The 24,459-nt window shown below is 58.8% G+C and carries 24 protein-coding genes and 1 tRNA gene; 18 read left to right on the forward strand and 7 right to left on the reverse strand.

Annotated features, from left to right (window positions below):
- Positions 1 to 10 precede the first annotated feature (10 nt).
- Positions 11 to 991, reverse strand: coding sequence for a UDP-glucose 4-epimerase GalE (galE, locus tag A3C3_RS0126090; RefSeq protein WP_022717520.1), 981 nt, complete (start codon positions 989 to 991; stop codon positions 11 to 13).
- Positions 992 to 1,191: 200 nt separating this feature from the next.
- Positions 1,192 to 2,103 (reverse strand): nucleotidyltransferase and HEPN domain-containing protein, encoded by a 912-nt coding sequence (locus A3C3_RS0126095; protein WP_022717521.1) that lies wholly within the window; start codon positions 2,101 to 2,103, stop codon positions 1,192 to 1,194.
- A gap of 295 nt (positions 2,104 to 2,398) precedes the next feature.
- Between A3C3_RS0126095 and A3C3_RS0126100 the strand changes: the two genes are divergently transcribed.
- Positions 2,399 to 3,835 (forward strand): DUF6880 family protein, encoded by a 1,437-nt coding sequence (locus tag A3C3_RS0126100; protein WP_022717522.1) that lies wholly within the window; start codon positions 2,399 to 2,401, stop codon positions 3,833 to 3,835.
- 236 nt (positions 3,836 to 4,071) lie between these two features.
- Here the strand turns inward: A3C3_RS0126100 and A3C3_RS0126105 are convergent, their stop codons facing one another.
- Positions 4,072 to 4,998 carry a cyclic di-GMP phosphodiesterase gene (locus A3C3_RS0126105; protein ID WP_022717523.1) on the reverse strand — a complete coding sequence of 309 codons (927 nt, stop codon included), beginning with the start codon at positions 4,996 to 4,998 and terminating at the stop codon, positions 4,072 to 4,074.
- A gap of 604 nt (positions 4,999 to 5,602) precedes the next feature.
- On the opposite strand from A3C3_RS0126105, the gene A3C3_RS0126115 reads away from it, so the two are divergent.
- On the forward strand, positions 5,603 to 5,914 hold the full coding sequence (locus A3C3_RS0126115) for a hypothetical protein (RefSeq protein ID WP_022717525.1): 312 nt from the start codon (positions 5,603 to 5,605) through the stop codon (positions 5,912 to 5,914).
- A gap of 146 nt (positions 5,915 to 6,060) precedes the next feature.
- Here the strand turns inward: A3C3_RS0126115 and A3C3_RS0126120 are convergent.
- Positions 6,061 to 6,150: transfer RNA gene (locus A3C3_RS0126120), tRNA-Ser, on the reverse strand.
- A 303-nt stretch (positions 6,151 to 6,453) separates the two neighbouring features.
- Between A3C3_RS0126120 and rplU the strand changes: the two genes are divergently transcribed.
- The 4 genes from rplU (at position 6,454) to A3C3_RS0126140 (ending at position 8,419) form a co-directional block, all read left to right on the forward strand.
- Positions 6,454 to 6,771: a 50S ribosomal protein L21 gene (rplU, locus tag A3C3_RS0126125; protein WP_022717526.1), complete on the forward strand. Its 318-nt coding sequence runs from the start codon at positions 6,454 to 6,456 to the stop codon at positions 6,769 to 6,771.
- A 34-nt stretch (positions 6,772 to 6,805) separates the two neighbouring features.
- Complete coding sequence (gene rpmA / locus A3C3_RS0126130) at positions 6,806 to 7,075, forward strand: 50S ribosomal protein L27 (protein WP_022717527.1); 270 nt, start codon at positions 6,806 to 6,808, stop codon at positions 7,073 to 7,075.
- 124 nt (positions 7,076 to 7,199) lie between these two features.
- Positions 7,200 to 7,832 carry a GNAT family N-acetyltransferase gene (locus A3C3_RS0126135; RefSeq protein ID WP_028740006.1) on the forward strand — a complete coding sequence of 211 codons (633 nt, stop codon included), beginning with the start codon at positions 7,200 to 7,202 and terminating at the stop codon, positions 7,830 to 7,832.
- Positions 7,832 to 8,419, forward strand: coding sequence for a GNAT family N-acetyltransferase (locus tag A3C3_RS0126140; RefSeq protein ID WP_022717529.1), 588 nt, complete (start codon positions 7,832 to 7,834; stop codon positions 8,417 to 8,419). Before A3C3_RS0126135 ends, A3C3_RS0126140 begins: the two co-directional genes overlap by 1 nt.
- A gap of 38 nt (positions 8,420 to 8,457) precedes the next feature.
- On the opposite strand, the gene A3C3_RS0126145 is transcribed toward A3C3_RS0126140, so the two are convergent.
- Entirely contained in the window at positions 8,458 to 9,321 is an 864-nt protein-coding gene (locus tag A3C3_RS0126145; RefSeq protein ID WP_022717530.1) for an endonuclease/exonuclease/phosphatase family protein, read from the reverse strand.
- A gap of 84 nt (positions 9,322 to 9,405) precedes the next feature.
- Here A3C3_RS0126145 and obgE point away from each other — a divergent pair, with 84 nt between their 5' ends.
- From obgE to A3C3_RS0126170, 5 genes are all read left to right on the forward strand, one after another.
- Positions 9,406 to 10,485 (forward strand): GTPase ObgE, encoded by a 1,080-nt coding sequence (gene obgE, locus A3C3_RS0126150; protein WP_022717531.1) that lies wholly within the window; start codon positions 9,406 to 9,408, stop codon positions 10,483 to 10,485.
- Positions 10,472 to 11,641 carry a glutamate 5-kinase gene (gene proB, locus A3C3_RS0126155; protein ID WP_022717532.1) on the forward strand — a complete coding sequence of 390 codons (1,170 nt, stop codon included), beginning with the start codon at positions 10,472 to 10,474 and terminating at the stop codon, positions 11,639 to 11,641. The genes obgE and proB overlap by 14 nt, the downstream gene beginning before the upstream one ends.
- Complete coding sequence (locus tag A3C3_RS0126160; protein WP_022717533.1) at positions 11,634 to 12,917, forward strand: glutamate-5-semialdehyde dehydrogenase; 1,284 nt, start codon at positions 11,634 to 11,636, stop codon at positions 12,915 to 12,917. The genes proB and A3C3_RS0126160 overlap by 8 nt, the downstream gene beginning before the upstream one ends.
- Before the next feature lie 37 nt (positions 12,918 to 12,954).
- Entirely contained in the window at positions 12,955 to 13,539 is a 585-nt protein-coding gene (locus tag A3C3_RS0126165; RefSeq protein WP_022717534.1) for a nicotinate-nucleotide adenylyltransferase, read from the forward strand.
- Between the two features lie 614 nt (positions 13,540 to 14,153).
- Complete coding sequence (locus A3C3_RS0126170) at positions 14,154 to 15,914, forward strand: adenylate/guanylate cyclase domain-containing protein (RefSeq protein ID WP_028740008.1); 1,761 nt, start codon at positions 14,154 to 14,156, stop codon at positions 15,912 to 15,914.
- A 642-nt stretch (positions 15,915 to 16,556) separates the two neighbouring features.
- Here the strand turns inward: A3C3_RS0126170 and A3C3_RS0126175 are convergent.
- Complete coding sequence (locus A3C3_RS0126175) at positions 16,557 to 16,979, reverse strand: cupin domain-containing protein (RefSeq protein ID WP_022717536.1); 423 nt, start codon at positions 16,977 to 16,979, stop codon at positions 16,557 to 16,559.
- A gap of 364 nt (positions 16,980 to 17,343) precedes the next feature.
- Between A3C3_RS0126175 and modA the strand changes: the two genes are divergently transcribed.
- From modA to modC, 3 genes are read left to right on the forward strand one after another with little or no spacing between them, the layout of a single operon-like run.
- Positions 17,344 to 18,138, forward strand: coding sequence for a molybdate ABC transporter substrate-binding protein (modA, locus tag A3C3_RS0126185; protein ID WP_022717537.1), 795 nt, complete (start codon positions 17,344 to 17,346; stop codon positions 18,136 to 18,138).
- 49 nt (positions 18,139 to 18,187) lie between these two features.
- The gene (gene modB, locus A3C3_RS0126190) at positions 18,188 to 18,886 is read left to right on the forward strand and encodes a molybdate ABC transporter permease subunit (protein WP_022717538.1); all 699 of its coding nucleotides are present in this window, start codon (positions 18,188 to 18,190) and stop codon (positions 18,884 to 18,886) included.
- Positions 18,883 to 19,950, forward strand: coding sequence for a molybdenum ABC transporter ATP-binding protein (gene modC / locus A3C3_RS0126195; protein WP_022717539.1), 1,068 nt, complete (start codon positions 18,883 to 18,885; stop codon positions 19,948 to 19,950). Before modB ends, modC begins: the two co-directional genes overlap by 4 nt.
- On the opposite strand, the gene A3C3_RS0126200 is transcribed toward modC, so the two are convergent.
- Entirely contained in the window at positions 19,951 to 20,328 is a 378-nt protein-coding gene (locus A3C3_RS0126200) for a winged helix-turn-helix domain-containing protein (protein WP_022717540.1), read from the reverse strand.
- Positions 20,329 to 20,530: 202 nt separating this feature from the next.
- Here A3C3_RS0126200 and rsfS point away from each other — a divergent pair, with 202 nt between their 5' ends.
- From rsfS to A3C3_RS0126220, 4 genes are all read left to right on the forward strand, one after another.
- On the forward strand, positions 20,531 to 20,974 hold the full coding sequence (gene rsfS, locus A3C3_RS0126205; RefSeq protein ID WP_028740009.1) for a ribosome silencing factor: 444 nt from the start codon (positions 20,531 to 20,533) through the stop codon (positions 20,972 to 20,974).
- Between the two features lie 112 nt (positions 20,975 to 21,086).
- Positions 21,087 to 21,569 (forward strand): 23S rRNA (pseudouridine(1915)-N(3))-methyltransferase RlmH, encoded by a 483-nt coding sequence (rlmH, locus tag A3C3_RS0126210; RefSeq protein WP_022717542.1) that lies wholly within the window; start codon positions 21,087 to 21,089, stop codon positions 21,567 to 21,569.
- A gap of 142 nt (positions 21,570 to 21,711) precedes the next feature.
- Positions 21,712 to 23,118, forward strand: coding sequence for a murein hydrolase activator EnvC family protein (locus A3C3_RS0126215; RefSeq protein WP_028740010.1), 1,407 nt, complete (start codon positions 21,712 to 21,714; stop codon positions 23,116 to 23,118).
- A complete protein-coding gene (locus A3C3_RS0126220; RefSeq protein WP_022717544.1) occupies positions 23,108 to 24,430 on the forward strand; it encodes a S41 family peptidase in 1,323 nt (440 codons plus the stop codon). The genes A3C3_RS0126215 and A3C3_RS0126220 overlap by 11 nt, the downstream gene beginning before the upstream one ends.
- Positions 24,431 to 24,459 lie beyond the last annotated feature (29 nt).

The raw sequence follows: 24,459 nt of genomic DNA on the forward strand, positions 1-24,459 counted from the left end.
GAAAGCCGCCTCAGTGATTGGATCTGGAATGCCAGTTCCAGGCCGACTGGATGATCTGCAAAAGATCATATTGCGGTGCCCAGCCAAGCACATCGCGAGCCTTGTCGTTATTGGCAACCAGCGTGTGCGAATCGCCTTCCCGGCGCCCGATATACTCGACGGGGAAAGGGCGCTTCGACACATCTTCGATCGCCCCGAGCAACTCCTTGACCGTCGTGCCCGTCCCCGTCCCGAGGTTTAGCGCAACGGAATCGCCGCCCTTCAACAGATATTCGACGGCGCGCACATGCGCATCCGCCAGATCGAGCACGTGGATATAGTCGCGCACGCAGGTGCCATCGCGTGTCTCGTAGTCGCTACCAAAGACCTTGAAACCCTGCCGGCGGCCGAGTGCCGCATCGATTGCAAGCGGAATGGCATGGGTTTCGGGCTGATGCCACTCGCCAATCCGTCCTTCGAAATCCGCGCCCGCCGCATTGAAATACCGCAGGATCACGGATCGGAGACCCTTGTACTGATCGTAATCGGCGAGCGCCTGCTCGACGATGTATTTCGTGCGCCCGTAGGGATTGATTGGCACCTGCCGGTGCGTCTCGTCAAGCGGCACGCTCTGCGGCAGCCCGTATGTCGCGCAGGTGGATGAGAAGACGAAAGCCTTGATGCCTGCGGCCTGCGCGGCCGAAAGCAGGGTCAGCGTCCCGATAACATTGTTCTCGTAGAAGGAAACAGGATCCTTCACCGATTCGCCGACTTCGATCAGCGCTGCAAAATGCAAAATCGCCGAAGGCTTGTGCTTGGCCAGCACCTCCTCGAGCCGGGCGCGGTCACGAATATCGCCCTCCTCGGCGGGACCCCACCTGACGAATTCACGATGACCATTCGAGAAATTGTCGAAGACGACGGGTTTGTAACCCTTGTTCGCCAGGTCAAGGCACGTATGAGAGCCGATATAGCCGGCTCCGCCGACCACGAGAACAGTTTCACCTGCCATATATCACCTTTGTTACCACATCGGATTGAGAAGACTTAGAGGAGATCGACGGCAAGAAAAAGAAGGAATCCGCAAAACATGCTGCAGCGCACCATGCCAATGTCCGCAAAAGCTCTATGGCACCGGACAAACACGCCGGAAATTTTCTCCGGCAGCGCTACCCACGCCCGGTGGAAGCAAGCGAGACGGGAGGCGGGCTGTCAGTTGTCGCCGCTTGCCTGCTCCAGTTCCGCCAAACGCTCCTTACAAATGGCCTCGACGAGCCGGTGAAGGTGTTCCGTCCGCTCCAGCAGCCAGGCAAGCGCCTCTTCGGTGACCGCGAAGTGTTTCGAGTATCGCGCCTTCACATAGGCCTCGTTGAGGATGTTGTACCAGGCAGTATAGCGGTGCTGGTCGCGCGGCCAGGCGTCGATCAGCCGGCGGTCCTGATCTTCAGCCAGCCCCCGCAGGAATTTCAGATTGTGCGACGGCGGGCTGTAGTTGGTCAGCGTCAGGAGCAAGCAGGAATAGGCCGTTTCGACCGCTTGATGAAGCATGAACGTGGCCAAGGGTAAATTGGCTTTGTTCAGATAAAATCTACTTCCGTCGGCGAAATCCTTTGCATTTGCAAACTGCCTCTCAAAAAGCTCCTTCGCCACTCTATACGCATCGACGGCGGAGAGCTTTTTCGGTTCGGCGAGCGGCCGGTCGTCGAGCTCGTAGAGCACGATGCCCTCGCGCAAGATGTCGACGAAGAAATACTGGCCGTCGGCCAGGAAATTATTCACCTCCCTGGCACCGTGGACGATCAGCCCGACCGGCGTCTTCACATCCTTTTCCCACATCAGCCGGTCGGTCGCCTTGTCCCAGTATTGCGGGTCAGCCAGTTGCTTGGAATTGACGATGACGAGGATGTCGTAGTCGGAGCGGTAGCCCTTCATCGTGTGCGGCTCGTCGACCCAGGTGCCGCGGGCATAGGAGCCGAACAGGATGATCTTTAAGATCCGGCCGCGTTTCTTGAAGGCGGCCGACGTGCCTGACAGCGCGTCGGCGAACTCCTCATGGATGATCGCAACGACGCGGGCAAGCTCGCGCTGCTTGTTCTCCGGCAGATGTTCCAAGGACGATCGCATGGGCCATCGATAGGCCAAAGACGATTCGCCGTCTACTACTGGAAATCATAGCTTCATGCCGCGCCGGCGGACCTGCTTGCCAGCGTCCCCTGAGTTTCCTGATTGTCGCCGCCATGTGATCTCCAATCGATGTTGAAGATCACGCCTAGGATACCCTGAAGGGGCGCCAAGGATTATCCCTGGCACACATCGATGTTTCGTCGACGGACGGTTGTCGACGTAAAGCACAACCCGTTGTCGCCCTGAATGCTGCCGGGGTATATGGTTCTCGACGACTGAAATCTTGGAAAAATGGATGGCACCGAAAACGACGCTGAACGCCAAGAACCTGGAAGTGCTAGGCGCCGAGAGGCTGGCCGAGTTGCTGATCGAGATCAGCACGGGCAGCGCCGCGACCAAACGCCGGCTGCGGATCGAGCTCGCCGGAACGCAGAGCAGCGCTGAAGTTGCAAGGGAAGTAACAAAGCGGCTTTCATCGATCGAGCGCTCCCGCTCCATGATCAACTGGCGCCGGGTGAGGGCCTTGAAGAGCGATCTGGAGACGCAGCGGCACGTGATCGTTGATACGATCGCCAGCAGCGATCCGGACGAGGCGGTGGAGGTGATGTGGCGCTTCATGGGCCTGGCGCGTTCGATTTTCGAGCGATGCGACGATGGCAACGGCACGATCATGGATGTCTTTCATCAGGCCTGCGTTGATCTGGGCACGATAGCGAGCGCGGCAAGACCGGACCCGCGCCTGCTCGGCGAACAAACCTTCCGCGCGCTGCAGGACAATGGCTACGGACAGTATGATCGCCTGATCGAGAATCTGTCGCCGGCGCTGGGTGCGGAAGGCCTCGACCGGCTGAAGTCGTTGTTCGACGATTGGGCAAAAGCGCCGGTCGATACGCCGACTGAGGCAGGCCCTGCCGTGATCGGTTGGGCAAGCAGTGGCCCGGTTTACGAAGACGAATTCAATCTCCGCCATCGCGACAGAACCATCAGGTCAGCATTGGAGCAGATCGCCGATGCCCAGGGCGACGTTGATGCCTTCATCGCGCAGCAGAGCGAGCAGGCGAGATCCGTGCCGATGATTGCGGCAGAAATCGCCCAGCGACTGCTGAAGGCGGGCCGGGCCGGAGAGGCATGGGATGCCATCAATCGCATTGAGATGAAGGGCCGACAATCCCCGTTCGAGTGGGAAAAAGCCCGCCTCGAGGTGCTTGAAGCTCTGGGGCGGAGGGACGAAGCGCAGGCCTTTCGTTGGCAGTGCTTCGAACAATCGCTGAACGAGCGGCACCTGCGAGCTTTTCTGAAGCGCCTACCGGATTTCGATGATCTCGAAGCAGAGGAAAACGCCTTCGATTGTGTGAGCCACTTCTCGGATGTCCACCAGGCGCTCGCCTTCCTGCTGTCATGGCCGGCGCTCGACAGGGCTGCGACTCTCATTCGCGCGCGTGCAGCCGAACTTGATGGCGATCACTACGAACTTTTGACACCGGCGTCCGAGCATCTGCAGGAGAAGTATCCGTTGGCAGCGACCATCGTCCTGCGGGCTATGATTGACTTTACGCTCGATCGAGCGAAATCCAGTCGCTATCGCTTTGCCGCGCGACATCTGGTTCAATGTGAGCGACTGTCGACGAAGATTTGCGACTTCGACACTTTTACGTCACATCCCGGCTATGTTGCAGATCTGAGAGGCAAGCACGCGAAGAAGGCCGGATTCTGGACGGCCGCAGGACAGTGACGAAGGATCATCTGCAACGGCACCAACAAGACGCCCTCTTAGATTTCTGATTGTCGCGATGCGGTCTCCAGCGGATGTTGAAGATCGCGCGTAGGACGCCCCCCGGGAGGAGAGCCAAGGATTATCCCGGCATCCTCACCTATTAAAATCTCATGCCTTTATTCACTGCTCGGCGAGCCGGATCGACTTTTGAACTCCTGGAACGGATCCTCGGCAACCATCAGACCAAACTGCACTTAGTTAATCAGGCTTCCGAGCCGCAGGACCAGTCTCCTGTCGAAGAGATGCCCCCTATCGAACATCCACTTCAGCGCTTCTGTGCTGGTCCATGCGCGCTTGTAGGGGCGGACGCTCGTAAGGGCGTCAAACACGTCGCACACGGTGCATATGCGAACAGGCAAACTCAGTCGATCAGCTCGAAGGCCAAGCGGGTAGCCGCTTCCGTCAAGGGCTTCGTGGTGAAATCGGCAGATTTCGAGAATCAGGTCAGATACCTCCGGGTGCTGCTTAAGGCGGAGGTAGCCACGCTCAGGATGGGTGCGCATTACATGCCGCTCGGCCTCTGTCAGCTGTCCGCTCTTGTTGAGGATAGCGTTGGGTATCAGCAACTTGCCAAGATCATGCAACAGCCCGGCTATGGTTAATTCCCTTGTCGTTTCCTCTCCCAGGTCCGACAGGTGACCGAGCCCCGTCATGAGCCCGCTGACCGCGAGCGAGTGGATATAAGTTCCCTCATCCTTGGTCTTTAGCCGCGTGACCTCGACCAAGACATGGGGCGAGGCGATTAAGGAAGCGGTGATGTTCATGGCGGCGGGGGCGAATCGATCGATATCGAACTTGCCTGATTTGATCTCGTCAAAACCGTCCCGCAAAGTCGCGGTTACTTGAGATACCGCATGCTGGATCCGTGTGCGCTGGTCTGATTCACGCAGGGATGTGGGCTGGACGTGCTCGTCCGGCTGGCGGCAAACAGGCAAGCCGCAATCGACATTGCTTTTCGCACGGTTGATCAGAACGTATTCCGCCGAAGAGGCGAGTATGGAATGCAGGGCGGAATCCGTTTCAAGCAGGAAGCGTCGTCCGGAGAACTCCAAGTCAGCGCATTCTACCGCTTCAATATACATTCCTTTTCGAAGCAAGGATTTTCGAATACGCAGAACCACGATTAGCGACTCCTCACGTCTGCTAATACTTCTCCTTGTAAGCGTATATCTAATATCTAATAAAAGCGTTACGTGCTTCGAACTGCTACTGCGTTCTTGGATGAAAAGTGCCTCCCGCTGTGTCCCAGATCAGCGCCCGAGGCAAATCTCGGTTGATTGAGAACGGGAGGATTTCTGGTTCAACGTAGCCTACAGCGAGGCTTCATACTGCGCCGGCGCACTTGTGCTTGCCATCGGCCTCTGAGCTATGGATGCGGCAGAAATCCCGAACGCAAGTTAGAAAATCCAAATCTCCAAGATTCCAATGCGTATGGAATAAGGGAGCGTGCGCTCCTTATTATCGAGGCGCTAGCCTTTGTAGAATTCGAGATGGCTGCTTCGCATAATGAGTGATGGTATCCAGAGCCGCCAAAGAGAAGGATCCCTTTTTCTCGGCAAAATCCCAGGTAACGAAACACGCTAGAATAAAAGCAGCGATGACGTATCTCATCGTATTCTTATATACGGAGATGCTTAAAGAAGCGTAAAGCACGGCCTCATCGACCCGCTCGTCGGGCATGAGGCGTCGCTGAACGCAACATATGCAGGAAAAAGGAGAATAGAAATGCGAATGATGCTCAAAGTTTCGCTTCCCGTTGACAAGGGAAACGCAGCAATCAAAGACGGCAGCCTCGTCACCAAGATTCAATCCATCCTTGCTGATCTCAAACCCGAAGCGGCCTACTTCACTGAATTCGACGGGAAAAGAACGGGCCTGATTTTCTTCGACATGACGGACACCTCGGAGATGCCGGCCGTTGCTGAGCCATGGTTCCTTGCGTTTGATGCCAGTGTTGAGATCAAGGCGGTCATGAACCGCGATGACCTGGCGAAGGCCCGGCCCGGGATTGAGAGGGCAGTCGAGAGCTTCGGCTGAATCACATCACAACGGCTTGAATAGTGCCCAACTACAACGGACGCGCCGTCAGCGTGGCCTGCGATGATTTGTGATCGAAGCCACTCGACGCCAAAGGCTCTCGGCAGATGCCGAGGTTTCACAATCATTTGATTTCAAATAAAATCTGGCGGAGAGGGGGGGATTCGAACCCCCGATGCCCTTGCAGGCATGCCGCATTTCGAGTGCGGTGCATTCAACCACTCTGCCACCTCTCCGCGGTGCTGGTTGGCGCTTGTTTCGCGCGGGCTGTCTCATAGCGATCAAAAGGCGGGCTGGCAAGACGAAATTGTAAAGCTTTTCATCCTTTTGCCTTGACAGCTTTTTGACACTCGCGTATCCCGCTCACGCAATAGGTATGGAGAAGTCCGTGCCTTGCCAGCCTCGCGCCCGCGCGGGGTTTCACCGGCAGACAGAGTTCCGGGCGAACGCCCTGAAATCCCTGCTTAACTTCGACTGATAAGAAGACAGCCACCTGCGGTTTGCGGGGAGAGCTGGATCGAACATGAAAGGATTAAAAAATGTTCGCAGTCATCAAGACCGGCGGTAAGCAGTACCGTGTGGCAGCCAACGACGTGCTGACCATCGAAAAGCTTGAAGCAACCGCTGGCGACTCCATCGAATTCACCGAAGTCCTCGTAATCGGCGAAGGCGCCGACGCTGCGATTGGTGCTCCCTTCGTCACGGGCGCTTCCGTCAAGGCCGAAGTGGTCGAGCACAACCGCGGCAAGAAGGTCATCGCCTTCAAGAAGCGCCGCCGTCAGAACTCGAAGCGTTCGCGCGGCCATCGCCAGCATCATACGGTCGTCCGCATCACGGACATCGTGGCTGCCAAGTAAGATCACGGGACTAAAGGTTTAAAGGAGAACTCCAATGGCACACAAAAAAGCTGGCGGTTCATCGCGTAACGGTCGTGATTCCGAATCCAAGCGCCTTGGCGTGAAGAAGTTCGGCGGCGAAGCCGTCATCGCAGGCAACATTATCGTGCGTCAGCGCGGTACGCAGTGGCATCCGGGCGCCAATGTCGGCCTCGGGAAGGACCACACCATTTTTGCGCTTACGGCAGGCAATGTGGACTACCGAACGAAGGCCAATGGTCGCGTGTACGTGTCTGTAATGCCGAAAGCGGAAGCAGCGGAATAAGCCGGTAGCGCTCTAAAACAGCCGGCGTCTCATCGACCCGGCTGGCCGTACCAGGTTCAGTCCAGAAAACAGGGGAGATGGGGCACCGTCTCCCCTTTTTCTTTGTCCATAAGGAGGACTGAACATGCAAGGCGAACTGATAAGGGTTGACCAATCACGGTCACCCCAAGAACGGCTGAGGCCGGAGCGGTTAAGGACCGATTGCCCTGTCTTATTATCGGAAAGGCTCGTCATGCGCGCGCCCCACGAGGAAGACATTGACGCCCTTTCCCATCTCGCCAACAACGCCAAAGTCGCCACGATGGTATCGCGTATGCCGCACCCATATACCGCCAATGATGCAGCCGACTTCGTGCGTCGGACGAAGAATGGCGAGATTGGTAAGTGCGTCTATGCCATCACCAAAGCTGAAAACGGCGCCTTCATGGGGTGTTGCGGAGTTGAGCCGCATGCAGACGGGCGTACCGTCGAAATCGGCTATTGGCTCGGTGAACCCTATTGGAACCAGGGCTATACGACCGAGGCATGTCACGCTCTGGTCGATATGGTCTTTCGCACGCGCGAAAACGTCGATCAGATCGATGCCCGTTGCCGGGTGATGAACATCGCATCGCGGCGGGTTATCCAGAAGTGCGGCTTCCAGTTCCAGGGCTCAGGCCTTGCCGCGTCTCTGGCACTCGGCAGCAACGTGCCCGTGGAATGGTACCGGCTCGACCGGAAGACCTGGATGTCGCTGAGAAGTTGGGGGAGCCTGTGATGAGCGCCGCCATCTTGCAGCGACCCAAGAGCGAGCAAGTGACGCCCGGCCCCGCGCCGGTCGTCACCACGCCCCGGCTGACGCTCCGCCCGCACAGGCTGGCCGATGCGAATGCAATTGCGGAATCGCTGTCCGACTTCGCAATCACTCGCATGCTTTCCCGCGTGCCCGCGCCCTATGACAGGCAGGACGCGCTTGATTGGCTGGTGCCCGTGACGTCCGGCAGTCTGCCGGATTGGCACTTGGCGGTCACCGATGGCGACGACACGCATATCGGCGTTGTCTCCGTCGAGCTCCGCCACGGCCGCTGGCACCTTGGTTACTGGCTGAACCGCTACTATTGGCGGCGCGGCTTTATGAGCGAGGCTGTCGCAGCCGTGCTGGAGCGCTTTTCCCGGCGGATGCCGGAAAGCGCCGTTCATTCGGGCGTGTTTGCGGACAATCCAGCCTCGCTGAGATTGCAGGAGAAGCTGGGTTTCCGGATGACGGGATGTGTGGAGATCTACAGCTTCGCCCGCAACACCATGGTATCGCACGTCGAAACCGTGCTTCAGCCCGGCGCTCTGCAGATCACGAAGGCTGCCTGACCAGACAAGAACACCGCAGCCGGCGCTGCGGTGTTTTCCTATCCGCCGATCTCGACCCAGACAGGGAAATGGTCGGAGCCCACCGAAGCTGTGTCCACATGAGCAGATTTCAGGCGGCCATGCAGGCCGCAACTGACAAAGCAGTAATCGAGATGCATGCGCTTGCCGTGATTCTTCGGGTCCACCCAGCTATAGCTTGCGGGCGCATAGCCTTCGAGAGCGGCCAGCGCATCGACAGGTGTTCCGATGCGCGGCACGCGGCCGTAATATCCTTCCCTCGTCCCGGCAAACGAGCAATATTCCGGCGATTCCGGCACCATGTTGAAATCACCCAAGATGACGTAGTCTTCCGGAAGCGGCAGATCCGCAATCTCGAATTCGCTGGCACCGGTCACGCAACCGCCCTCGAACGGAAACGCATTGATGCGCTCGTTCAAATAGGCGAGCTGGCGGATACGCTCATCGGGCGAAACGTGATCGAGATGAACGGAATAGACGCGAAACGCGCCCTCCGGCGTATCAATGACGGCCTCGCTCGCCCCACGCTGCAGATTGATTTTCGAAACTGTGCGGCTGCGCGGCAAAAGCAGGGTGCGCGCCGACAGGATCGGCCAACGCGAAAGGATCATGTTGCCGAACTGGAAGCGCGTGCCGCGCGGCGGAAAGCCCTCGTCACCGGCGTCGACATGCAGATCGCAGGCCGGGCCATAGACCCAGAAATGGTTGGGAAAGAAGGCCGCGAGATCGGCCGCCATGTCGGAAAAATCGTTTCGCGAGAAGCCTCTGGTCACCTCCTGAAGCGCGATGATATCCGCGCCATCGAGGTTGTCCGCAATACGGCCAAGATCATAAATCCCATCAAGACCGAAGCCGTACTGTATGTTATAGCTCGCAAACTTCACGATAATCTTTGACCTTAGCTTGAACCGCCTATATCGAAAGCGGCAGGATGGGGCGCGTAAAAAGCCACTGATGATGGAAGTAAAATGAAATTTCTCGACGAAGCAAAGGTCTATATCCGGTCCGGTGACGGGGGCGCAGGCAGCGTCTCGTTCCGGCGCGAGAAATTCATCGAGTTCGGCGGGCCGGACGGCGGCGACGGCGGACGCGGCGGCGATGTCTGGGTTGAAGCCGTCAACGGGCTTAACACGCTGATCGACTTCCGCTACCAGCAGCATTTCAAGGCCAAGATCGGCATGCACGGCATGGGCAAAAACCGCACCGGCGCCAATGGCGACGACGTGACGCTCAAGGTCCCGGTCGGAACACAGGTCCTCGAAGAAGACCAGGAAACGCTGATCTGCGACCTGACGGAAGAAGGACAGCGTTTCCGGCTTGCCGCCGGCGGCAACGGCGGCTTTGGGAATGCGCATTTCAAATCCTCGGTCAATCAGGCACCGGATTGGGCAAATCCCGGCCTTGCTGGCGAGGAAAAGACGATCTGGCTGCATCTGAAGCTGATTGCGGACGCCGGCCTCGTCGGTCTGCCAAATGCCGGAAAGTCGACTTTCCTGGCGGCAGTCACCCGCGCGCGACCGAAGATCGCCAATTATCCCTTCACCACGCTGCATCCGAATCTCGGCGTGGCAACCATCGACGGACAGGAATTCATTCTCGCCGACATCCCGGGGCTGATCGAAGGCGCGCACGAGGGCGTCGGCATCGGCGACCGGTTCCTCGGCCATGTCGAGCGTACTCGCGTGCTGCTGCATCTGGTCTCGGCGCAGGAGGAAAAAGTCGGCAAAGCCTATACAACTGTGAAGAACGAGCTTGAGGCCTACGGCAACGAACTGACCGACAAAGCGGAAATCGTTGCGCTCTCACAAATCGACGTGCTCGACGACGCGACGCTGAAGAAGAAGACGAAGGAGCTCGCCAAGGCTTGCGGCAAGACGCCGTTCCAGATTTCGGCCGTGACCGGCAAGGGCATGACCGAGGTTCTGCGGGCCCTGCGCGACATCATTGTCGAAGCGAATGCGGGCGGCGAGAAGCCGGCCAAAGCGCCGAAGCTGCGGCATCGCGACATGATCGCTGCCGACGAGGACAGAACGGATGACGACGCGTAAGCCGCTCGATCGCTACCGCCGCATCGTCATCAAGATCGGCTCAGCACTCCTTGTTGACCGCAAGACCGGGCTCCGAAGCGCGTGGCTCGATAAAATGTGCGCCGATATTGCCGCACTGAAGGCAAGAGGCGCGGATGTGCTCGTCGTCTCCTCGGGCGCTATCGCGCTTGGCCGCTCTGTGCTGGATCTGCCTTCTGGTGCGCTGAAACTGGAGGAAAGCCAGGCGGCCGCAGCCGTCGGCCAGATTTCTCTCGCGCGTGCGTGGTCGGAAAGCCTTTCGCGCGATGAGATCGTGGCGGGCCAAATCCTGCTGACGCTCGGTGATACTGAAGAACGCCGCCGCTATTTGAACGCCCGCGCCACGATCAACCAGTTGCTGAAGATCGGCGCCGTTCCGATCATCAATGAGAACGACACCGTCGCGACCAGCGAAATCCGGTATGGTGACAACGATCGCCTCGCGGCCCGTGTCGCAACGATGACGGGCGCCGACCTGCTGATCCTTCTATCCGATATTGATGGGCTTTATACGGCGCCGCCGCACCTCGATCCAGAGGCGGAATTCCTCGAGACGATCGCCGAGATTACTCCGGAGATCGAAGCCATGGCAGGCGGCGCCGCTTCCGAGCTTTCGCGCGGCGGCATGCGCACGAAGATCGACGCCGGCAAGATCGCGACGACGTCGGGCTGCGCAATGATCATCGCTTCCGGCAAAACGGATAGCCCGCTATCGGCGATTTCGAACGGCGCGCGCTCCTCCTGGTTTGCACCCTCCGGCACCCCCGTAACCGCGCGCAAGACCTGGATCGCAGGTCAGTTGCAGCCAGCCGGAGAACTGCATGTCGACGACGGCGCCGTGACGGCGCTGGGTGCGGGCAAGAGCCTGCTTCCCGCCGGCGTTCGCAAGGTGATCGGGCTTTTTAGCCGAGGGGACACCGTGGCAATCATCGGCCCTTCTGGGCGCGAGATCGCCCGCGGCCTTGTCAGCTACGACGCAGAAGACGCCCGCCAGATCGTTGGCCGAAAATCAACGGAGATCGAAGCGATCCTCGGTTATCCCGGCCGTACCGCCATGATCCATCGCGACGATATGGTGATGACGTCACAGGTAAATTCGAAATCGGAAAGACAGAAGAAGGACACGGCCCATGCTTGAGACCGTTGTGCACAGCCCTGACATTGACGCGCTGATGAACGACATCGGCCGCAAGGCCAAGGCTGCGGCACGACCGTTAGGCTTTGCGTCCACCGAGGCCAAGAACGAGGCGCTGAATGCGATGGCCGACGCGATCCTCGCAAGCAAGGAGCACATCCTTGCCGAAAACGCCAAGGATCTGAAGGATGTCGCTGGCACCGATATGCTTGCCTCCTTCATCGACCGCCTGACACTGAATGACCAGCGCATCACGGAAATGGCGGAAGGCATTCGGGCGATTGCCGCGCTGAAGGACCCGGTCGGCGAAGTGATTGCCGCCTGGGATCGGCCGAACGGACTGAAGATCGAGCGGGTCCGCACGCCTCTCGGCGTCATCGGCGTCATCTTCGAAAGCCGGCCGAATGTGACGGCAGATGCCGGTGCGCTTTGCCTGAAGGCAGGCAATGCTGTGATCCTGCGATGCGGTTCGGATTCGCGCCGTTCGTCGCAGGCAATCCATGCCTGCCTCGTTGAAGGGCTGAAGGCAGCCGATCTTCCGGAGCATGCCATACAGCTCGTTCCGGTTTCGGACCGTGCCGCCGTCGGCGCCATGCTGCGGGGCTTGGAAGGTGCAATCGACGTCATCGTTCCGCGCGGCGGCAAGAGCCTCGTCGCCCGCGTGCAGAACGAAGCCCGCGTGCCGGTTTTTGCCCACCTCGAAGGTCTTTGCCACATCTATGTAGACAAGTCTGCCGATATCGAAATGGCAAAGAGGATTATCGTCAACGCCAAGATGCGCCGCACAGGCATCTGCGGCGCCGTGGAAACCCTGCTTGTCGACGGCGCTGCAATCGGCACGCATCTGACACCGCTTCTTAAAGTGCTGGCCGAGGCCGGCTGTGAAATCCGCGCATCCGCCACGGTGTTGAAGGTTGCCCCGGGCATAAAGCCGGCGACCGAGGAGGATTGGTCGACCGAATATCTCGATGCAGTTATTTCCGTTGCCGTCGTGGACGGCATTTCCGGCGCGATCGCACATATCCAAAACTATTCGTCGAACCATACGGAAGCCGTGATCGCGGATGATCCGGCCGTCGTCGAGCGATTCTTCACCGAGATCGATTCGGCCATTTTGCTGCACAACGCTTCCACACAATTCGCCGACGGCGGCGAGTTTGGCATGGGTGCGGAAATCGGCATTGCGACGGGCAAGATGCATGCCCGCGGTCCTGTTGGTGTCGAGCAACTTACCTCCTTCAAATACCGCGTGCGCGGCACCGGACAGACGCGGCCCTGACGTGACGACAGACGAAATAGATCGTCGCTATCTTCGCATGCCGCACACCGAGCGCGGCATGGTCGTCGGTCTTTTCGGCGGTTCCTTTAATCCACCGCACCAGGGGCATGCGCTGGTTGCGGAGATCGCCATACGGCGCCTCGGCCTCGACCAACTTTGGTGGATGGTGACGCCTGGCAATCCGCTGAAGAACCGCAATCATCTTGCGCCGCTTGCCGAGCGGATCGCACTCAGCGAAGCGATCACAACCGATCCGCATATCAAGGTGACTGCATTCGAGCAGGCATTCGGCGTCAGTTACACGGCAAATACACTTGCAAGGGTAAAGGCGCGCAATCCAAACATCCATTTCATCTGGATCATGGGTGCCGACAGCCTGCAGGCCTTCCACAAATGGCAAAAGTGGCAAGAGATCGCCCGCACCTTCCCGATCGCCGTCATCGATCGACCCGGGGCGACGCTTTCCTATCTCTCGTCGAAAATGGCAAAGACCTTCGACTTCGCCCGTATCGACGAGGACGATGCCCGCGTGCTCTGGAAAAAATCCGCCCCTGCCTGGACCTTTATTCATGGCCCGCGATCGGCATTGAGTTCGACCGCTATTCGCAAAGCGGCTGAGTAGCGGCAATTTCAGGAAGGTTGACAAATGAAAAGCCCGACGGGGGAGGATCCGTCGGGCTTTATAAACTTGATCGACAGCTGGGAGGAGGAGTGCTGCCGACCCATATCTAACGGCTTTGGGAGGAGGAGATCGCCGTTTCGATAAGTATGTTTTATCATAACTTCGGAAATCTGTAATATCGTATATTGCATTGCAGCAATGCGATGTGCGCAAGGCTTCTCGAATCCATACCGCGGTGTTGCCGCTTTTTGCGGCATTTCAATTAGCGGCAGGCGCTCATCTCTGAGTGGATCATCGATCGAAAGCCATCAGGTCAGATGCCTTGGCGTCACACGCTGATGATACGTGATACCGATGAAATCGCAGCGGCAACATAGCCCCTGAATATTAAAGGGGCACGGACATTAGCAAGATCAAACGGCGAACGAGCGCAAGTTCTCTGGCGGAGATTGGTTGCGTCCCACAGGCAAGGTCGTAGAAGGGTGGGGCAGCGGAAGTCCCGATCCGTCCCTTCAACTGCGAAAACGCACCACACACTGACGGCACTGCAATAGACATGGAAGCAAGACGCCATTAAAATTTGACTAATGGGTGCTAGAAAGGCGCCTTTGCATATGGCCAACGAATCCATCAGACGCAGGCTTGCTGCCATTTTGGCCGCTGACGTTGTCGGTTACAGCCGGCTCATGGAGCGGGACGAAAAAAGCACCCACACGCTGCTCATGGCGCGGTGGAAAGAGGTGCTGGAGCCGCTCGTCGCAATCCATCAGGGCCGCGTCTTCAAGAGGACTGGCGACGGTGTGCTTGTCGAATTCGGCAGCGCCGTCAACGCGGTCGAATGCGCCGCAGCACTTCAGCAGGCGATGGAGGCCGCGAACAGCGACATGCCGGAAGAGCAGGCTATCGTGCTTCGTGTCGGTGTTAACCTCGGCGACATCATGGTCGAGGACAGCGATCTATATGGCGATGGGGTCAATGTGGCTACCCGTATCGAAGCGCTTGCCGATCCCGGCGGCATGGCAATTTCGGATGGAATTCATGAATATATGCACGGTCGCATCGGCCTCGAGTTCATCGACCGCGGTTATCACGAGGTCAAGAACATCGAACGCCCGGTGCACATCTGGACCTGGTCGCCGAACGACCGCACGAGTCCCATCAAGACCGCTGTCGAAACCCCGCCGCAGCTTCCAAAGAAGCCATCGATAGCCGTTCTGCCGTTTGATAACATGTCCGGCGATCCGGAACAGGGATATTTCGCCGATGGCATCACCGAGGACATCATCACCGATCTTTCAAAGGTTTCCGGCCTCTTCGTGATCGCCCGCAATTCCTCGTTCGCCTACAAGGGAAAGACGCCGGACATCCGCAAGGTGAGCCGGGAACTCGGCGTCCGCTACGTCCTGGAAGGCAGCGTGCGCAGGGCCGCCGACCGAATCCGCATCAACGCCCAGATGATCGACGGCACGACCGGCGGTCATCTGTGGGCCGAGCGCTACGATCGCGGGCTTGAAGATATCTTCGCGGTTCAGGACGAAGTCACCCGCACTATCGTTGACGCGCTCAGAGTGAAGCTGACGGCCGGCGAAGAGGAACGGCGCGAGAGCCGCAGCAAGGTCGATCCGGAAGCCTATGACCTGCTCGTCCGCTCGCGTCAGATCACCCTGCAGTTCAACGCCGTGTCGTCCATGGAGGCGCGCAGCATGCTGCAGCGCGCCATCGCGATCGATCCGGGACTGGCGGCTGCCTATGCTTCGCTTTCGATCATCGCCTTAACCGACTTCATCAACCTGTGGAACGGCGCGACGCCTGACAATCTCACACAGGCGCTCGAGCTGGCCGAAAAGGCAATCGATACGGACGATACCGAGCCGCAAGGCCATTTCACGCTCGCGCTTGCCCTTTCCTGGATGCGGCGTCTGGACGAGGCGGAGCGTCCTGCAGAGCGGGCGATCGAACTCGACCCCAATTCGGCCAACGCCTATACCGCACTTGGCACTATAAGAGATTTCCAGGGTCGGCACGAAGACGCCCTGGCGTTGTATACACGAGCGCACCGGCTTGACCCGCAATTCGACCTGTCGCTGCATTTCCTGGGGAGAGCTCTATTGAGCCTCGGGCGCTTTGACGAGGCCGAGATCGCCTTCACGCGTCGGCTGACGCTTGCGCCGCGATCGGACATGACGCGCTTCTATCTCGCCTGCCTCTATGGTCGCACCGGGCGCCACGAAGAAGCGCGGCGCTATTGGCGGGAGATACTGGAGATTAACCCGAACTTTTCTGTCGATCACCTCAAGAGGACTTTACCCTACCGGGATCCCGATCTGCTCGATCGGCTGGTGGACGGACTCCGCGGGGCCGGAGTCTCCATCTAAAATCAAACGGGACAGACATGCGTCCTCCGCTGCTTTGAAAGGCAAAATTCCATCGTTTCCCAGACCATTCGCCAACGAAAAGTCCTCGATCGGGCAAATTATTCCTCCTTGAGGGCAGCTTCGGATCGATTCCTGACCGGGTATTGTCAGATGTCTCTTCAGGGTGGAAAGCTCACAAGAACTGCCGTCGATTGGAACGGCCAACGAGCGCCCAAAAGCAGATCTTGGACCAAGCGTTCAGAGCCCTCGCTCCATCCGATGCCGCACCTGGTGTTTTCCGCCATATCTCGCAGGGGGTCGAACTCTGCACTACTTGGAACCCCTCGCGCTCCCTAAAAGCGCCGACAAGCCTGCGCCCGGACCTCCTTCGGCTTCAATGGAGGCTTACCGATCATGCGGCCTGAGTTCCAGCTAGACATAGCCTTTCTCCCAAGAGCCACCCTCCACTGCCGCAGCGCTCAACCTTCAAGCCGCCCAATGGTAATCCTCCTGGCAGTGACCTATCCGTGGTTATCTGCCGTACGTCTATCGGAACGTGCAGGCGCCAGACATCCTTGCATGCAGATCGCCCGCATGACGGCAGCGACGCCTCGGGGCTTCCCTCTTTAGAGCCGCCGTTGCCCACTTCGGCGCGTCGCCTCCTTACGAGGTCATCAAATCGATGACACGCATGATCGCGACCGCACTGCTCGTGTTCTGGGTACCTTCGGTCGTATTCCCTTTAGCGCAGGTCCAAACGTCGCCCTTCTTGACCGTGAACTTCTTTTCGTTCTGAACGACCGAAAGTTCTCCCTCAGTCATGTGGCAGAGCATGTCATTCGCCATCATATTGTCCGGCGTCTTCGCGCCGGGTTGGATAACGACATCGCGCAGCTTGACCATCGCATAAGCTGGGATGACCGAAGCCCGCTCACCATGCGTTATCTCCCTGACACCCGGCGCGAGCTCCTTGCCCTCGTCACTGCCGGAAGTCTGGGCGGCAGCAGGTGTCGCCCAGGCGATCAGAGGCGTTGCGGCCGCTGTAAGGCCGAGTGCGATTGTGGATCTACGATTGATGGCTTCCATTGCTTCCTCCCTAACCAACTTGTTCTGAAAAGTGGCAACCCATCAGTGTTGAGCCGCTGTGGTTGAGAGTCAACTGGGGCACTTTCTGTCTCGCCCACGCCGTTGGGTCGCGAGTCGCTCCGAGAGGTCGACAACCGCTGGGGTCCTCGTGCGAGGCGCGTTCGCACCGGCCGAGCGTCAACTAAAATCACGCCCTCGCCCCCGCAGGAAAACTGCAAACCCGACCGTTGTACTGCGGCAAGCTGCCGTCCGTCTGGCCGATTTCAAACAATCTGGAAGCCGATATATTCCTCAACACATATCCCTAGCCAATTCTATCGATATCGATATATTCCGCTGAATATTTCGAAGGAGAATTGAAGACATGCATAATCGCCGGCAGTGGATGAAACGCGTCGTCGGGATGTTTTCCGTGGCCTGGATTGGCGCTGCCGGGCTGCTGCCGCAGCCAGCAGGCGCCACAGATAGAATTACCGTCTTTGCGGCGGCGAGCCTCAAGAATGCGCTTGATGCCGCAGATGCAGCCTGGGCACAGGAAAGCGGCAAGGAAGCCGTTGCTTCCTATGCAGCGAGCTCCGCACTCGCCAAGCAGATCGAAAGTGGCGCGCCAGCCGACATCTTCATCCCCGCCGACCTCGACTGGATGGATTACATCGCCAAGAAAGGCCTGATCAGGGACGACACCCGCGCAGACTTCCTTGGCAACCGCATCGTGCTGGTGACTGCCAACGATAAGGCAAAGCAGGTCGATATCAAGCCGGGTTTCGATCTTTCCGGTCTTCTTGGCGATGGCAGGCTCGCCATGGGAGAAGTGACATCCGTCCCCGCCGGCAAATATGGCAAGGCCGCGCTCGAAAAGCTCGGCGTCTGGACATCGGTGGAGCCGAAGATTGCCGGTGCGCAAAGCGTGCGTGCTGCTCTTGCGCTCGTCTCCCGCGGCGAAGCGCCTTATGGCATCGTCTATCAGACAGATGCGGCGGCAGATGAAGGCGTCGCAATCGTCGGGATGTTTCCAGCCGATTCGCATCCGCCGATCATTTACCCCATCGCGCTGCTTGCCGCCAGCAAGAACCCGGACGCGGTTGCCTATCTAAAGTTTCTAAAGTCGGATAAGGCCGCCCCTTTCTTTACTGCGCAGGGCTTTACGATCCTGAAGTGAATAGGGATTTTATCTGCAGCTTCGAATCGATCTATCGGAGATACCCAACTTGGATCTTGGCCTGAGCAATGATGAGTGGACGGCGATCTTGCTCAGCCTGCGGGTTTCTGTTGTCGCCATGTTCGCGAGCCTGCCTTTCGGCATTGCGGTTGCGCTGCTTCTTGCCCGCGGCCGCTTCTATGGCAAGGCTGTTGTCAATGGCATCGTTCATCTGCCGCTGATCCTTCCGCCGGTCGTCACCGGTTTCATTCTTCTGATCGTCTTCGGACGCAGGGGACCGATCGGCAGCTTGCTGGATCAATATTTCGGGATCGTCTTTTCCTTCCGTTGGACGGGCGCAGCTCTCGCCTGTGCGGTCATGGGGTTCCCGCTGATGGTCCGAAGCATACGGCTTTCGATCGAAGCGATCGACCGCAGGATCGAGGAAGCGGCAGGCACCCTTGGCGCGAGCCCGCTATGGGTGTTCCTCACCGTCACGCTGCCGCTGACGACACCTGGAATCATCGTTGGGATGATCCTCTCCTTTGCCAAGGCCATGGGCGAATTTGGCGCAACCATCACTTTCGTATCGAACATCCCGGGCGAGACTCAGACGCTGTCGTCCGCCATCTACACATTCACCCAGGTCCCAGGTGGCGATGCCGGCGCTATGCGCCTTACCCTGGTTGCTATCGTCATCTCCATGGCAGCGCTGCTTGCGTCTGAATTCATGGCGCATCTCGCGGGCCGGAGGATAGACCCGGAATGACGCTCACCATCGAAACCAGGCACCGCTTCGGCGCCTTCACCCTTGATGCAGCCTTTACCTCCGAAGTCGGCGTGACCGCCCTCTTCGGCCGGTCCGGTTCGGGCAAGACCTCGATGATCCGCATCATTGCCGGCCTCGTCCGACCGGATGAAGGCCGGGTTCTCCTCGACGGTACGCCACTCACCGACACGGCCAAAGGCATCTTTGTTCCCCGCCATCGCCGCCGTTTCGGCTATGTCTTCCAGGATGGCAGGCTCTTCCCGCACTTGAGCGTTCGAAAGAACCTCTCCTATGGAAGCTGGTTCGCGCCGAAGGCTTCGCCAACCGGAAACTTTGACCACATCGTCGACCTGCTCGGTATCGAAAACCTGCTCGATCGGAGCCCTTCCAATCTCTCAGGCGGAGAAAAGCAACGGGTGGCGATCGGCCGTGCGCTGCTTTCCTCTCCGCGTCTTTTGCTGATGGACGAACCGCTCGCAGCGCTTGACGAGGCCCGCAAAGCCGAGATCCTGCCTTATCTCGAACGCCTGCGTGACGAGACGCAGATTCCGATCGTCTATGTCAGCCATTCGATCTTCGAAGTGGCGCGCCTCGCCAATCAGGTCGTCGTGATGCGCGATGGCAAGGTTGAGGCGGCAGGCAGCGCGACCGATGTGCTGAGCCGTCCTTCGGCGGCCGAAGACCGGCGCGAAGCAGGCGCCCTTCTGGAAGGCGTTGTCGAAAGCTTCGATGAAAAACATCGCCTTGCGACGCTCGCATTGAAGACGTCCCGCCTTTATGTACCGGGTGCCACGGTGCCGCCGGGCAAGCGCGTTCGCGTCCACATTCCTTCCCGCGATGTCATGCTGGCGACCATCAGGCCGGAAGGTTTAAGCGCGTTGAATATTATCGACGGCATCGTCCGACAGATATCGCCTGCGGAAGACGGAACGGTCGAGGTCCAGATCGACTGCGGCGGCAATATCATCCTGTCGCGTATCACGGCACTGTCGGTTGAGAGGCTCGATCTTGTGCCCAACAAGCCTGTCTTCGCTGTCATCAAGACAGTCGCGCTGCAGCCTTGACTATTTTCTTGCCGCCTCGGCCTGACTGCGGTTGCCTTCCAGCCAGGCAAGATCACCCGCAAGGGCAGTTCGCATGGCGTCCTCCATATGTCGGAACCGCGACAGCAACTCCTCGCCAAATGACGTCAGCGCCGCGCCGCCACCCTTCTGGCCGCCGCGCTGTGATTCGACGACCGGCGCGTTGAACATGCGGTTCATGTCGCTGACGAGCAACCAGGCGCGCCGGTAGGACATGTCCATCGCCCTGCCGGCTGCCGAGATCGAGCCGGTTTCGCGGATGTGCTCCAGGAGTTCCATCTTGCCGCGGCCCAGCCGATCCTCATGTGGAAAGCTGATGCGTAGGATGGGAACGAGTTGATTTCTGGCGGTATTGTCCATTCGGTTCTGCAGTTACGGAAAATCGCAACCACTTTACCCTTGGCCGTTGGCGCTGTACACAGGCGCCTTGCTGCCGGTAACGACATAAATCTTGAACGCGAATTTAAGTCTTCGCGAAATGATAACCGGCTCGTGTCTTGAAAGATTAACGGTTTGATGCCTATCTTAACCATGATTTGGTTCGCCCAAATCAGTGATGCGCATGTTCTGTTATTGCAGGAAAGGAAAAGCACTGACAACAGTACACGCCAAGGGAAGAACGCTCGCCGTTGTCCCGAAGAGCCTGGAACGTGGCGCCGATGCTGCCGCCCGCGCTCTGCAAGCTGTCCTCACGAGCCTTGAGGACTCCAAAGCTGAAGATATCGTCACCATCGACATTGCTGGGAAATCTGCGCTGGGAGACTATATGGTCGTCGTCTCCGGCCGATCGAACCGCCATGTCCTGGCGATCGCGGATCATCTGCTCACCGACTTGAAAGACGAGGGCTTTGGCGCAGCCCGCGTTGAGGGCAAGGACGGCGGTGATTGGGTCCTGATCGATACCGGCGATATCATCGTGCACGTCTTCCGCCCCGAAATCCGCGAGTTCTACAACATCGAAAAGATGTGGGCAGCGCCGGATATGGACGAAGAAACGCGGCACTGATAGCCGGGCCGGCTTGTCCGGCGCCTGAGCGCGGCAGTAAACAGGCCGGAAGCATGAGGACCCGGCCCAAAGCCGGTATTGTGCCTTCTGGGCGCAGGACAGGAGCGGATGGATGCGGGTTGGTCTTTTTGCGGTGGGACGGCTGAAGTCCGGCCCCGAGAAGGATCTTGCGGCCCGCTATTTCGACCGTTTTGCCAAGGCTGGTCCTGCGATCGGTCTCGAATTCTCCCGCGTTGCCGAGGTTGCTGAGAGTCGCGCCGCCAATGCAGAAACGCGCAAGCGCGAAGAAGCAACCATGCTTCAAAAGACGCTGGCTGAAGGCAGCATTCTCATTCTCCTCGATGAACGCGGCAAGGCGTTGGACAGCGAAGCTTTTGCAAAGGTCCTCGGCAATTATCGCGACCAGGGAAAGCGGGATCTGATGATTGCCATCGGCGGAGCTGACGGCCTTGACCCCGCGCTTTACGACCGTGCCGACATGACCCTATGCCTCGGCAAGATGACCTGGCCGCATCAGTTGGTGAGGACGCTCATTGCCGAACAGCTCTACCGCGCCGTCACTATCCTGTCCGGTCACCCCTATCACCGCGTCTGATCAGTCACGCAGCCGTGTTTTGCCAATTGTGGCCTTGTTCGCCAATCTTTCTGGCAAATGACGGCAAATCGGCATAGTCTTCGCGCGATTTGAAAGTTGCCCCTGAACACGCATGACGAGAACTGCCCGCAAGCGAACGCGACTGATCCTGCCCGCATTCGCGGCTGGCCTCGGCGCGACAGTCATTTTCGCCCAGTTCGATTTTGGTGGAGCGGGCGCGTTCGCCCAGGATGCACCAGTCGCAGCGCCTGTGGCTGGAACATCTGAACAGGCCGATCAGACGTTGCCGGACCCGGCTGCCGAGCTCAAAAATAAGCGCGACGAGACGCGCACTGAGCTCGAGGCCATATCAAAAACGATCAATCTTTCGTCAGATAGAGTGGCGGCGCTGCAAAAAAGCATCGCCGATCTGGACAAAAGCAGCACAAACATCCGCCAGGCGCTGATCGATTCCGCCGCGCGGCGCAAGGCGCTCGAAAAACAGATCCTCGAAAGCGAAAAGAAACTTGCCGATCTTGGCATCAAGGAAGATGCCATCCGCCGCTCGCTTCATGAGCGGCGCGGGCTGCTTGCCGAAGTGCTCGCCGCCCTTCAGCGCATGGGCCGCAATCCGCCGCCCGCTCTGCTTGTGACGCCGGACGATGCGCTTGCCTCGGTCCGTAGCGCCATCCTGCTGGGTGCTGTCGTGCCCGGCATGCGCAAGGAGACCGACAAGCTTGCCGCAGATCTCGCCAACCTCGCGGCCTTGCAGGCTGCGAGCGTGGTGGAGAAGGCAAATCTGACCGCCACCATGACGAATGGTATCGAAGAGGAGCGGCGCATGGACCTGCTCCTTGCCGAAAACGACAAGCTAAGCCGCAGCAACGCTGCCGATCTCGAAGCCGAAAAGAAACGCTCTGAGGAATTGGCAGGCAAAGCGACAACGCTCGAGGGCCTCGTGGCTTCGATGGAATCCGAGATCGCCTCCGTGCGCAGAGCCGCTGAAGCGGCCCGGCGCGAGGAAGAGAACCGGAAGCTGCTCACGGACGAGCAGCGGGCACAGGCCAGGGCACTTGCCGATAGCGGTGTGCCCGATAAAAACCGCATTGCGCCCGCATATCCGTTCGGAGAATTGAAGGCGAAATTGGAGCTGCCCGTGGCGGGCGATATTCTGCGCCACTTCGGCGACGCCGACGGCACCGGACACGAGGCCATGGGCATGACGCTAGCCACCAATCCGGATACGGTGGTGACTGCGCCGGCGGATGGACTGGTGGTTTTCGCCGGCGCCTTCCGCAGCTACGGCCAGATGATCATCCTCGATACAGGCGACGGATATCACTTGGTCCTCTCTGGAATGGACATAATCAGCACGCGCCAAGGAAAATTCGTTTTCGCAGGCGAACCGCTTGCGGTGATGGGTGCAAAAAGAGTCGCGAGCGCAACAGCATTGGCGCTGGAAACCAACCGGCCAACGCTTTACATTGAATTTCGAAAAGACGGAAAACCGGTCGATTCCCGACCGTGGTGGTCCGCCAAAGACACTGGAAAGGCACGCAATGATTCGTAGGGCTTCTCTTGTTCTGGTCGGCGCATTGATGGGTGCGACTGCCATGAGCGTAATTTATGCGGCAGGAGTGCCGGCCGAAGCGGCCGGGGCATCCACCTACAAGGAACTCTCCGTGTTTGGGGACGTCTTCGAGCGCGTCCGCGCCCAGTACGTCACACCGCCGGCAGAAGACAAACTGATCGAAAATGCCATCAATGGCATGCTTTCGTCCCTCGATCCGCATTCGAGCTATATGAATGCCAAGGATGCCGAGGATATGAGCACCCAGACGAAGGGTGAATTCGGCGGGCTCGGCATTGAAGTCACGATGGAAGACGAACTCGTCAAGGTCATCACGCCGATTGACGATACGCCGGCGGCCAAGGCAGGCGTTCTTGCCGGCGATTATATTTCCGAGATCGACGGCCAGTCAGTCCGCGGATTGAAGCTCGAAGAAGCTGTCGAAAAGATGCGCGGCGCCGTCAACACCCCGATCAAGCTCACGCTCATCCGCAAGGGTGCGGATAAGCCGATCGAGTTGACGATCGTTCGCGACATCGTCGCCGTACAGGCCGTCAAGTCTCGCGTCGAGGATGATGTCGGCTATCTGCGGGTCATCTCCTTCACCGAAAAGACCTATCCGGACCTCGAAAAGGCGATCGTCAAGATCAAGGCGGCGGTTCCGGCCGACAAGCTCAAGGGTTATGTGCTCGATCTGCGTCTCAATCCCGGCGGTCTGCTCGATCAGGCAATCAAGGTTTCTGACGCTCTGCTGCAGCGCGGCGAAGTGGTCTCGACCCGTGGCCGCAATCCGGACGAGACCCGCCGCTTCAATGCCGGCCCCGGCGATCTCACGGATGGCAAGCCGGTGATCGTGCTCGTCAACGGCGGCTCAGCCTCCGCTTCGGAAATCGTCGCCGGTGCCCTGCAGGATCTACGCCGCGCGACAGTTCTCGGCACGAGGTCCTTCGGCAAGGGCTCCGTCCAGACGATCATTCCGCTTGGCGAAAACGGCGCACTCCGCTTGACGACCGCGCTTTACTACACGCCGTCGGGCCGCTCGATTCAGGGCACCGGCATTACGCCGGACATCAAGGTCGAAGAGCCGCTGCCGGACGATCTGAAGGACAAGATGGCAACCGAGGGCGAATCCAGCTTGCGCGGCCATATCAAGGGTCAGAGCGAGACAGATGAAGGCTCAGGTTCCGTTGCCTATGTTCCCCCGGATCCCAAGGACGACGTGCAGTTGAATTATGCGTTCGACCTGCTTCGCGGCAAGAAGACCGACCCGGCCTTCCCCCCGAATCCGGACAAGGCGGTTTCCGCCAAGTAACTTTCATGGGTCATCAGGCCGGATTTTTG

Source organism: Rhizobium mongolense USDA 1844 (assembly GCF_000419765.1).
GTDB lineage: Bacteria > Pseudomonadota > Alphaproteobacteria > Rhizobiales > Rhizobiaceae > Rhizobium > Rhizobium mongolense.